At 40.5% G+C, this 12,161-nt stretch carries 8 protein-coding genes; 6 read left to right on the top strand and 2 right to left on the bottom strand.

The features are described from left to right. The first annotated feature begins 93 nt into the window (after positions 1-93). The 3 genes from malQ (at position 94) to B7697_RS09400 (ending at position 4,347) form a co-directional block, all read left to right on the top strand. The gene (malQ, locus tag B7697_RS04095) at positions 94-1,611 is read left to right on the top strand and encodes a 4-alpha-glucanotransferase (RefSeq protein ID WP_000747274.1); all 1,518 of its coding nucleotides are present in this window, start codon (positions 94-96) and stop codon (positions 1,609-1,611) included. Between the two features lie 25 nt (positions 1,612-1,636). Further along, on the top strand, positions 1,637-3,895 hold the full coding sequence (gene glgP / locus B7697_RS04090) for a glycogen/starch/alpha-glucan family phosphorylase (protein ID WP_084950475.1): 2,259 nt from the start codon (positions 1,637-1,639) through the stop codon (positions 3,893-3,895). 245 nt (positions 3,896-4,140) lie between these two features. Further along, positions 4,141-4,347, top strand: a complete 207-nt coding sequence (locus B7697_RS09400) for a hypothetical protein (protein ID WP_000265676.1) — start codon at positions 4,141-4,143, stop codon at positions 4,345-4,347. A 105-nt stretch (positions 4,348-4,452) separates the two neighbouring features. On the opposite strand, the gene B7697_RS04080 is transcribed toward B7697_RS09400, so the two are convergent. Further along, entirely contained in the window at positions 4,453-5,301 is an 849-nt protein-coding gene (locus B7697_RS04080; RefSeq protein ID WP_023947621.1) for a putative RNA methyltransferase, read from the bottom strand. A 257-nt stretch (positions 5,302-5,558) separates the two neighbouring features. Between B7697_RS04080 and B7697_RS04075 the strand changes: the two genes are divergently transcribed. Next, positions 5,559-5,837 carry a DUF6110 family protein gene (locus B7697_RS04075; protein ID WP_000910909.1) on the top strand — a complete coding sequence of 93 codons (279 nt, stop codon included), beginning with the start codon at positions 5,559-5,561 and terminating at the stop codon, positions 5,835-5,837. A gap of 1 nt (position 5,838) precedes the next feature. Further along, complete coding sequence (locus tag B7697_RS04070) at positions 5,839-7,902, top strand: heavy metal translocating P-type ATPase (RefSeq protein WP_084950473.1); 2,064 nt, start codon at positions 5,839-5,841, stop codon at positions 7,900-7,902. Positions 7,903-7,977: 75 nt separating this feature from the next. Here B7697_RS04070 and tyrS read toward each other — a convergent pair whose 3' ends face one another. Beyond that, on the bottom strand, positions 7,978-9,234 hold the full coding sequence (gene tyrS / locus B7697_RS04065; protein ID WP_033685316.1) for a tyrosine--tRNA ligase: 1,257 nt from the start codon (positions 9,232-9,234) through the stop codon (positions 7,978-7,980). 141 nt (positions 9,235-9,375) lie between these two features. On the opposite strand from tyrS, the gene pbp1b reads away from it, so the two are divergent. Further along, positions 9,376-11,826, top strand: a complete 2,451-nt coding sequence (pbp1b, locus tag B7697_RS04060) for a penicillin-binding protein PBP1B (protein ID WP_084950472.1) — start codon at positions 9,376-9,378, stop codon at positions 11,824-11,826. Positions 11,827-12,161 lie beyond the last annotated feature (335 nt).

The following is a 12,161-nucleotide window of genomic DNA, read 5'->3' as shown; positions in this document are numbered from 1 at the left end:
ATTTATCAAGAAAATAAGCTATACTAGTAATAGCGCAAACGTTTGCGTTCATAAAAATGTAATATCTAACTATAAACACATGAGGTGCTTATTATGAAAAAACGTCAAAGTGGTGTGTTGATGCACATTTCTTCTCTTCCAGGGGCATACGGAATCGGATCATTTGGTAAAAGTGCTTACGACTTCGTTGATTTCTTGGTTCGCACAAAACAACGTTACTGGCAAATCCTTCCACTAGGAACAACTAGTTACGGAGATTCTCCTTACCAATCTTTCTCAGCTTTTGCAGGAAATACTCATTTTATCGATTTGGATATCTTGGTAGAGCAAGGCTTGTTGCAAGCAAGTGACCTTGAAGGGGTTGACTTTGGTAGCGATGCGTCTGAAGTTGACTATGCTAAAATCTACTATGCACGTCGTCCTCTTTTAGAAAAAGCGGTAAAACGTTTCTTGGAAGTAGGAGATGTTAAAGATTTTGAGAAATTTGCTCAAGACAACCAATCATGGCTTGAACTCTTTGCAGAGTATATGGCTATCAAAGAGCATTTTGACAATCTTGCTTGGACTGAATGGCCAGATGCAGATGCTCGTGCTCGTAAAGCTTCAGCACTTGAAAGCTACCGTGAGCAATTGGCAGACAAGTTGGTTTACCACCGTGTGACTCAATACTTCTTCTTCCAACAATGGTTGAAATTGAAAGCTTACGCTAACGACAACCACATCGAAATCGTTGGGGACATGCCAATCTACGTAGCGGAAGATTCAAGCGATATGTGGGCAAATCCACATCTCTTCAAGACAGATGTCAACGGTAAAGCAACTTGCATCGCAGGATGCCCACCAGATGAGTTTTCTGCAACTGGTCAGCTTTGGGGTAACCCAATCTATGACTGGGAAGCAATGGACAAAGATGGTTACAAATGGTGGATTGAACGCTTGCGTGAAAGCTTCAAAATCTACGATATCGTTCGTATCGACCACTTCCGTGGTTTCGAATCTTACTGGGAAATCCCTGCTGGTTCTGATACAGCAGCACCTGGTGAGTGGGTGAAAGGTCCTGGCTACAAGCTTTTTGCAGCCGTTAAGGAAGAACTTGGTGAGTTAAACATCATCGCAGAAGATCTTGGTTTCATGACAGACGAAGTTATCGAATTGCGTGAACGTACGGGCTTCCCAGGAATGAAGATTCTTCAATTTGCCTTCAACCCAGAAGACGAAAGCATCGATAGCCCACACTTGGCACCTGCTAACTCAGTTATGTACACAGGAACACACGATAACAATACGGTCCTTGGTTGGTACCGTAACGAGATCGATGATGCGACTCGTGAATACATGGCTCGCTACACTAACCGTAAAGAATACGAAACAGTGCCACATGCTATGCTTCGTACAGTCTTTTCATCAGTTAGCTTCATGGCAATTGCAACTATGCAAGATTTGCTAGAATTGGATGAGGCAGCTCGTATGAACTTCCCATCTACTCTTGGTGGAAACTGGTCTTGGCGTATGACTGAAGATCAATTGACACCAGCTGTCGAGGAAGGCTTGCTTGACTTGACAACAATCTATCGCCGAATCAATGAAAATTTGGTGGAATTAAAGAAATAATACAATATCAGGAGACACCTTAAACATGTTATCACTACAAGAATTTGTACAAAATCGTTACAATAAAACCATTGCAGAATGTAGCAATGAAGAGCTTTATCTGGCTCTTCTTAACTACAGCAAGCTTGCAAGTAGTCAAAAGCCAGTTAACACTGGTAAGAAAAAAGTTTACTACATCTCAGCTGAGTTCTTGATTGGTAAACTTTTGTCAAACAACTTGATCAACCTTGGTCTTTACGACGATGTTAAAAAAGAACTTGCAGCTGCAGGTAAAGACTTGATCGAAGTTGAAGAAGTTGAATTGGAACCATCTCTTGGTAATGGTGGTTTGGGACGTTTGGCTGCCTGCTTTATCGACTCAATTGCTACTCTTGGTTTGAACGGTGACGGTGTTGGTCTTAACTACCACTACGGTCTTTTCCAACAAGTTCTTAAAAATAACCAACAAGAAACAATTCCAAACGCATGGCTGACAGAGCAAAACTGGTTGGTTCGCTCAAGCCGTAGCTACCAAGTGCCATTTGCTCACTTCACATTGACATCAACTCTTTACGATATCGATGTACCTGGTTACAAGACAGAAACTAAGAACCGCTTGCGTTTGTTTGACTTGGATTCAGTTGACTCTTCAATCATTAAAGACGGTATCAACTTTGACAAGACGGACATCGCTCACAACTTGACTCTTTTCCTTTACCCAGATGATAGTGACCGTCAAGGTGAATTGCTCCGTATCTTCCAACAATACTTCATGGTTTCAAACGGTGCGCAATTGATCATCGACGAAGCAATCGAAAAAGGAAGCAACTTGCATGACCTTGCTGACTACGCGGTTGTACAAATCAACGATACTCACCCATCAATGGTTATTCCTGAATTGATCCGTCTTTTGACTGCACGTGGTATTGAACTTGACGAAGCAATCTCAATCGTTCGTAACATGACTGCCTACACTAACCACACAATCCTTGCTGAAGCTCTTGAAAAATGGCCTCTTGAATTCTTGCAAGAAGTGGTTCCTCACTTGGTACCAATCATCGAAGAATTGGATCGTCGCGTGAAAGCAGAATACAAAGATCCAGCTGTTCAAATCATCGATGAGAGCGGACGTGTTCACATGGCTCACATGGATATCCACTACGGATACAGCGTTAACGGGGTAGCAGCGCTCCACACTGAAATCTTGAAGAACTCTGAATTGAAAGCCTTCTACGACCTTTACCCAGAAAAATTCAACAACAAAACAAACGGTATCACTTTCCGTCGTTGGCTCATGCATGCTAACCCAAGACTATCTCACTACTTGGATGAGATTATTGGAGAAGGTTGGCACCATGAAGCAGATGAGCTTGAAAAACTCTTGTCTTATGAAGACAAAGCAGCTGTCAAAGAAAAATTGGAAAGCATCAAGGCTCACAACAAACGTAAATTGGCTCGTCACTTGAAAGAACACCAAGGTGTGGAAATCAATACAAACTCTATCTTTGATATCCAAATCAAACGTCTTCACGAGTACAAACGCCAACAAATGAACGCTTTGTACGTGATCCACAAATACCTTGACATCAAAGCTGGTAACATCCCTGCTCGCCCAATCACAATCTTCTTTGGTGGTAAAGCAGCTCCAGCCTACACAATCGCTCAAGACATCATCCACTTGATCCTTTGCATGTCAGAAGTTATTGCTAACGATCCAGCAGTAGCTCCACACTTGCAAGTAGTTATGGTTGAAAACTATAACGTTACTGCAGCAAGCTTCCTTATCCCAGCATGTGATATCTCAGAACAAATCTCACTTGCTTCTAAAGAAGCTTCAGGTACTGGTAACATGAAATTCATGTTGAACGGAGCTTTGACTCTTGGTACTATGGACGGTGCTAACGTGGAAATCGCTGAGTTGGTTGGAGACGAAAATATCTACATCTTTGGTGAAGATTCAGAAACTGTTATCGACCTTTACGAAAAAGCAGCTTACAAATCAAGCGAATTCTACGCTCGTGAAGCTATCAAACCATTGGTTGACTTCATCGTTAGCGATGCAGTTCTTGCAGCTGGAAACAAAGAGCGCTTGGAACGTCTTTACAATGAATTGATCAACAAAGACTGGTTCATGACTCTTCTTGACTTGGAAGACTACATCAAAGTGAAAGAGCAAATGTTGGCTGACTACGAAGACCGTGACGCATGGTTGGATAAAGTTATCGTAAACATTTCTAAAGCAGGATTCTTCTCATCTGACCGTACAATCGCTCAGTATAACGAAGAAATCTGGCACTTGAACTAAGTTACAAGATTTATACTAATACACTTTCCTATAAAGCGAATTTCGATTGAAATTCGCTTTTTTGAATGCCGTGGATTTTGGTTAATTCTGTCTAAAAATAGAGAAATTCTAGATGCAGTGAAGGCTTAGAAATGCTGGTTTTCACTGTCTTCAGCCTTATATTTCTTTGTAGTTGATTACCTTATATCTCTTGTATCCGCTTACATAAAGTGTTATAATATGATTATAGGAAAGAAGGTGTTCTTATGTGGAAAAAATATTTTTCAAAATATAAATGGACGGATTTATTTTGGATTCTATTTGTTATTTTAACATGCCTCTTGGCGGGTAATAGTAATCTTTACCCCCTTACCCATCAAGAAATCTCTTATCATGGGTGCTTATCGGGAATTACACTTGCCTTATTTCACTTGCTATTTATTGATAAGTTTTTTATTTCGAATCGAAAATAAATGGAGAAGCTAAAAGCTTTAAATGTTTTAGACTTTTGGGATAGATAGTTTAAAAATTGAAATTTAAAACCGCAGATTTTCTTGAAATGCGGTTTTTTGTGTCAATTAGAGTACTTTCCCAACCAGAATCTCAGCCTCAATGGTAATCTCTGTCAGTTGGCTCCAGTCAATCTTGCTCTGGTCAATGTGAAAGAGGAGAGGAGTCATACTGAGTAGGGCTTGGAGCTGCTCTGCTGTGATAGTTTTAGTCAGAGAGGCAGTTTGACTAGATAGGATGGTAAAGTGTTCTTGGAAATGATTTTTGATATCTTGGTTGGAATAGTCCTTGTTTGTCAGCTGGTCTTGTACCTTCTGACGGATTTCCTTGAGGTGATTTTTAGTTGGAATGACCTTTATCAAGATACCGTCTTTGGATAAAACGCGACGAAATTCTCCGTAATTGGCAGGGGAAAAGATATCAAGTAAGATATCCATGCTGGCGTCTTTTATAGGAAGACGAGCTAGGTCGCCAACGAACCAATTGACTGCCCAGTTGGGTTCGCTCTTGGCAGCGATTTGGACGGAATCTTTGGAAATATCAAAGGCATAGAAGGTTTTGTCAGGATGCCTTTCTTGGAGTTTGCGAGAATAGAATCCTTCACCACAGCCGATATCTAAAATTGTTTTGGCATTTTTTGAGTTTGAAAGTAAATCAGAGACGGCCTCTAGAATAGCTTGATAAAAGCCGGCTTCTAGGATTTGTTGACGGTTTTGAAAATTTTCCTTGTCATAGTTAGCAGATTGCTTGATTTGAGGGGCTAGATTGACATAGCCGAATTTCGCCAAGTCAAAAGAATGGCGATTGCTACATTTGAGACTACTCTCTACCAGAGTCAGATTTTCTTGACAGATAGGACAGGCAAAGGTAGTCGCAGAAGCAAAACGCTGAAGTTTGGGTTTGAGATTTGTATTCATAGTTTAAGTGTATCAAAAGAGGCAAATGAAAGCAACTTTAGGAATAAGTAGATGGGAGATTCAGTAGAAATAAAACTAATACTCTTCGAAAATCAAATTCAAACCACGTCAACGTCGCCTTGCCGTACTCAAGTACAGCCTGCGGCTAGTTTCCTAGTTTGCTCTTTGATTTTCATTGAGTATAATTCTCCAATTTATGAAATGACATTGCTTTTATATCTAAATTGCTATATAATAATGATAAGGAGGAAATAAGTATGTTAAAAGAAGTATTAACCGTCGCAAAAGTTGCGAAAAAATCATCACTCTTTTTGGGTGGTGTCGCATTTGGTACCCTTGGTTTGAAAATCTTGGCAAGTAAGGAAGCTAAAAAAGGTTATTCTAAAGCTTTGGCTAAGGCTTATAAGTTAAAAGACGAGCTAGATGCATCTGTTTCTGTTGTGAAGCAACATGGAGACGATGTCTTGCAAGATGCCAAATATTTGTACGAGCAAGAGAAAAAAGAAGAGCAATTAGATAGCCTTATAGGGGAATAATATGTCTTTTAAAGTGCTACATAGAGGATACCAACATATCCGACTATCATCTTCTTTTTCACTCACCTTGGATATTCAAGACTATCTTCGTTCCTTGGCGAGAGATGAAAAGGGGATTGAGTCTATCCAGTTTTACATGGATCAACAGCACTTTACTCTACGCATAAAAGAAGGCTTTTCTGTATTAGATAATGCAGAAGCCTTTTTAAAAAGAATTGATAAAGGGAAAGTTTCTGAGTTGATGACTCTTCCCATTCGTAGAGAAGAGAGTGCTTATTCTATTGTTTCAGGTGCAGCGATTAAGCGTATACTTTTTCGTAGTTTTGTACCGTCTCCTATTCGCTATATATGGACTTGTTATCAGGCTTTTGGCTATATTAGAGAAGCCTATCAAACACTAGCGCGTAAGGAACTAACGATGGAGGTCTTGGACTGTTCGGCGATTTTATTGTCCTTGTTTATGAACCAATCCAAGACAGCTAGCAATATCATGTTTATGCTTGATTTGGGGAATCATTTAGATCAGTGGTCCTTGAAAAAAACTGCAACAGATTTAGAACAAAGCCTTCTTGCAAAAGAGAGCGATGTATTTCTAGTACAGGGGGATACGGTTGTTAGTATCAAGAGTTCCGATGTTCAAATAGGAGATGTCTTGGTCCTATCTCAAGGAAATGAAATTCTGTTTGATGGACAAGTAGTTTCAGGTTTAGGTATGGTCAACGAAAGTTCCTTGACAGGAGAGAGTTTTCCAGTTGAAAAAAGAGAGTCTGATTTGGTTTGTGCAAATACAGTATTGGAAACTGGAGAGTTACGCATTCGTGTAACCGATAATCAGATGAACAGCCGGATTTTACAGCTGATTGAGTTGATGAAGAAATCTGAAGAAAACAAGAAAACGAAACAACGCTATTTCATCAAGATGGCGGATAAGGTCGTCAAATATAATTTCTTGGGGGCTGGTCTGACTTACCTATTAACAGGTTCTTTTTCTAAGGCTATTTCTTTCCTATTGGTCGATTTCTCCTGCGCTTTGAAAATCTCTACTCCTGTAGCTTATTTGACAGCTATCAAGGAGGGGTTGAACCGTGAAATGGTGATTAAGGATGGGGATGTTCTGGAGAAATATCTGGAAGTTGATACTTTCTTGTTTGATAAGACGGGAACAATCACAACTAGCTATCCTATAGTTGAAAAGGTGTTACCTTTTGGGGACTATAGTGAGGAAGATATTCTCAGAATCAGTGCCTGTCTTGAGGAACACATTTATCATCCTATTGCTAATGCTATCGTCAAGCAAGCTGAGATAGAGGGAATTGAACATGAGGAAATGCATGGGAAACTCCAATATATCGCAAGCAAGGGGATCAAATCTCATATAGATGGGCAACCAGTTCTTATTGGGAATTATGTTTTGATGCAGGATGAGCAAATTCATATCAGTTCAGAACAAAATGCTTTAATTGAAGAGTACAAGAGTCACTATAATCTCTTATTCTTGGCTTATCAGAATGAATTGATTGGAATGTTCTGTATTCATACTCCGTTGAGAAAAGAAGCAAAAGCAGCCTTGGAGAAACTTAAGGCACAAGGGAAAAAATTGATTCTGGCAACAGGGGACACCTTGGTTAGAACAGAGGAATTAGTCAAAGATTTGCCCTTTGATCAGGTCTATACAGACTTGAAACCTGATGGGAAATTTGAGCTAGTAGAGGAACTGCAGAAAGCAGGTCACACTATTTTGATGGTTGGAGATGGCTTGAATGACTCAGCTGCTCTAACCCTATCAGATATCGGTGTGGTGATGAATGAGAGTGCAGATATTTCTAAGCAGATGAGCGATATCTTATTGTTAGATAATCGTTTGGATTTCTTCCAAGAGTTGGATTGGCTATCATCATCTTTGCAAACACTCATCAAGAAGAATATTCAAGATACCGTTGTAGTAAATAGTAGTTTGATTGGCTTTGGCTTATTTAATTGGCTCAGTCCTTCAAATCTCTCTATCTTACATAATCTAACAACCTTGCGCATAGTCCTGCGTAGCCTGTCTATTAAGGCTAGATAGATGTGGTTATCAACAACAAAAAGGAGTTACCTTTCTCGAGGTTAACTCCTTTTTTATAGGTAAATGTTGAACAGTTTAGTAAGTCAATACAAAATATTTCTTCTTGCCGCGACGGATAACAGTCAGTTCGTTCTCTAACTTATCAGCGTCACTCAAGACATAGTCAAGGTCTTGGATGCGGTCACCGTTGACGTAGATAGCTCCGTTTTGGACGTCTTCACGGGCTTGGCGTTTTGAGTTGACCACACCAGATGCCACGAGGAGTTCCACGATATTGTGGTTTTCGTCTGCTTGTACTTGGTAGTTTGGTACTCCACGAAGTCCTTGTTTGAGCTCTTTGACAGAAAGGTTTTTGATGTTTCCTGCAAAGAGTTGCTCAGTGATGTTGAGGGCTTCTTTGTAAGCTTCTTCGCCGTGAACAAGTGTTACGACTTCACGAGCCAAGACTTTTTGAGCCAAGCGTTCGTGTGGAGCTGCTTCAAACTGCTTGCGGATATCTTCAATCTCATCAAGTGACAAGAAAGTAAAGATTTTCAAGAAGCGAACAGCGTCAGCGTCCATAACGTTCATCCAGAATTGGTACATTTCGTATGGGGAAGTCTTTTCAGGATTGAGCCAGACTGCGTTTCCTTCTGATTTACCAAATTTCTTACCAGTTGCATCTGTGATCAATGGAACAGTGATAACGTGGCCAGTCTTGTCAGCCTTACGACGAAGCAATTCGGTACCAGCTGTCATATTTCCCCACTGGTCAGAACCACCGATTTGAAGGGTAACGTTGTAGTCTTGGTTAAGGACGAAGAAATCGTAACCTTGCATGATTTGGTAGGCAAACTCAGTGTAAGAAATCCCTGTTTCAATCCGTTTTTTCACAGACTCCTTGCTCATCATGTAGTTGACAGTGAAGTATTTTCCGATATCACGGAGGAAGTCAATGAAGCTGATGCTGCCAAACCAGTCGTAGTTGTTGACCATGACAGCCTTGTTTTCGCCATTTTCAAAGTCAAGAAAACGAGAAAGTTGTCCTTGGATAGACTTGACCCAGCCATCTACTGTGTCTTTTGTTTGGAGACTACGTTCAGCATCTTTGAAGGACGGATCTCCAATGAGACCTGTAGCACCGCCAACGAGCGCATAAGGTTTGTGACCTGCTAGTTGCAAGCGACGACTTGTCAAGATTGCGACAAGATGGCCTAGGTGAAGGCTGTCAGCAGTTGGATCGTAGCCAGTATAATAAGAAACTTGACCTTCTTCTAGGGCTCTACGCAAAGCTTCTTCATCAGTCGTTTGAAAAATCAAACCACGCTCTTTTAGCTCATCAAAAATGTGCATGTGTCTTTTCTCCTTTTTAAAAATATTGTTTCTACCTATTGTATCACAAACTTGGGCAATAGCCTAGTAGAATAGGGAAGAAAGTGGCTATTTTATTGAAAGTTTACCTTTTATGGTATAATAGTTACAGTGAGGAAATCCATGCAAAATCAATTAAATGAATTAAAACAAAAAATGCTGGAATTTTTCCAGCTAGTAAAATCAAAAATAAATCATAAAAAATCAGAGAAAGTCTCAGAAGAGAAGCAGTCGGATGGGACAGATGGGAAAGTTCTGGCTATCCTAGGTAGCATTTTAGTTGCTATTAAGGGCATTCTGAATACTCTCTTTATTCTAGGCTTTATCGGTGGGCTTTTTGGTGCTGGTGTAGCTCTTGGTTATGGAGTTGCTTTGTTTGACAAGGCCAAGGTTCCCCAATCGGAGGACTTGGTCAAGCAGGTTAAAAATATTTCTTCCATCTCAGAAATTGTTTATGCAGATGGGAGTGTCATTGCTTCTATCGAGAGTGACCTACTGCGAACTTCTGTTTCATCTGAGGAAATATCGGACAATCTCAAAAAGGCTATCGTTGCAACTGAGGACGAACATTTTCTTGAACATAATGGGGTTGTGCCCAAAGCTGTGATTCGGGCGACTTTGGGAACCTTTGCAGGTTTAGGCTCATCTAGCGGGGGCTCGACCTTGACCCAACAGTTAATCAAACAACAAGTGGTAGGAGATGCTCCTACTTTGGCTCGTAAGGCTACAGAAATTGTCGATGCCCTTGCCTTGGAACGCAGCATGAGCAAGGATGAGATCTTGACCACCTATCTCAATGTTGCTCCCTTTGGTCGAAATCATAAAGGACAGAATATTGCAGGTGCCCAGCAAGCTGCTGAAGGAATTTTCGGTATCGATGCCAACAAGCTGAGTATTCCCCAAGCTGCCTTCCTAGCAGGTTTGCCACAGAGTCCGATTACTTATTCTCCTTATGAAAATACTGGAGAGTTAAAGAGTGATGAAGACTTAGAGCTTGGTTTGAAGCGGGCCAAGGATGTTCTCTACAACATGTACCGTACGGGTGCCCTGACTCAGGAAGAATACGATCAGTACAAGGATTATAATCTCAAACAAGACTTCTTGCCATCAGGAACTATCAATGCTGTTTCGAGGGATTATCTCTACTTTACTGCTATGTCTGAAGCGACAGACCGTATGTATGATTATTTAGTTCAGCAGGACAATGTTTCTAGCCAAGAGTTGAAAAAGGAAGCGATTCAAAAGGCCTATCATGAGCGAGCGGAGCAGGAACTAAGTAACGGTGGCTATAAAATCACGACAACAATCAATAAAAAAATCCATACTGCCATGCAAAATGCAGTTGCTAACTACGGTCGTTTGGTAGATGATTCGACTGGGCAGCCTGAAGTAGGGAATGTTTTGATGGACAATAAAACGGGGGCTGTTCTAGGTTTTGTTGGTGGTCGTAATTACCAGACTAACCAAAACAATCACGCCTTCGACACCAAGCGTTCGCCAGCCTCTACAACCAAGCCTTTATTGGCCTACGGTATTGCCATTGACCAAGGTTTGATGGGAAGCGCTAGTATCTTGTCTAATTATCCGACAAAATTCTCTAATGGAAATCCTATTATGTATGTAAATAGTCCAGGTACAGGCATGATGACCCTAGGTGAAGCCTTGAACTATTCGTGGAATATCCCAGCCTATTGGACCTATCGTATGCTTCGTGAGAAGGGTGTTGATGTCAAGGGCTACATGGAGAAAATGGGTTACGAGATTCCGGAGTACGGTATCGAAAGTCTGCCTATGGGCGGCGGTATTGAAGTCACAGTCGCCCAGCATACCAATGGTTATCAAACAATTGCCAATAATGGTGTCTACCATCAGAAACATGTGATTTCTAAGATTGAATCATCTGATGGTAGAGTAATCTATGAATTTCAAGACAAGCCAGTTCAAGTGTACTCGAAGGCAACGGCAACAATTATGCAGAGTTTGCTTCGTGAGGTGATTTCATCTCGAATCACTTCAAGTTTCCAAACGGATTTGGCTTCTATCAATTCAAGCTTAGCTCGTGCAGACTGGATTGGTAAGACCGGTACAACCAATGAAGATGAAAATATGTGGCTCATGCTGTCAACACCAAGATTGACTCTAGGTGGTTGGCTAGGGCATGATGACAACCGCCCAATGGCTAAGGGGGCTGGACATTATCGAAATGCCAAATATATGGCTTACTTGGTCAATGCTATCCAACAGGCTGAGCCTGGTGTTTGGGGCAATGAACGCTTTAATCTTGATCCTAGTGTGACCCAATCTCAGGTCCTCAGATCTACAGGACAGAAGCCAGGCAAAGTATCCGTTAATGGAAAAACAGTGGATCTTTCAGGGGCTACTGTAACGAGCTATTGGGCTAATAAGGCGGGAGCTCCTACGACAAGCTATCACTTTGCTATTGGAGGAAGTGAAGCAGATTACCAAAATGCTTGGTCAAGTATTATTGGTAGTTTCTCATCTACACCAAGCTCAAGTAATACTTCAAGCAGTACATCAAGTTCATCATCTACACAATCAGATAGCAGAAGATAGAACTATAAAATAGAAACCTTTCTTTTTCAAGTGTAAAATAAAAATCTTAAATAACGGTCTTGAATCTCGTTAAGTGAGAAGCAAGGCCGTTATTATGCTCTTAAAGACAAAAGTTATTATAAAAATTGTTAGTAAAATGTCTAATATATATTGTAACCTAGATAATATTGCAGAGATTATTCGTAATTTTAGAATAGAAATTTCCTGAAAATTCCATTGTTTTTGACGTCCTAGTTTATTAATGATATAGAGGAATATTTTTCATTCCTTAGTAGTATAATCTTTGTTTAGTCCTTTTATTTTAAGAGAAAGTTCGCCTTAACGTATTTAATTTT

Source organism: Streptococcus mitis (assembly GCF_002096895.1).
In the GTDB taxonomy this organism is placed as follows: domain Bacteria; phylum Bacillota; class Bacilli; order Lactobacillales; family Streptococcaceae; genus Streptococcus; species Streptococcus mitis_AH.
Note: the sequence above shows the minus strand (reverse complement) of the source record. Positions and strands in the feature narration are given on the sequence as shown.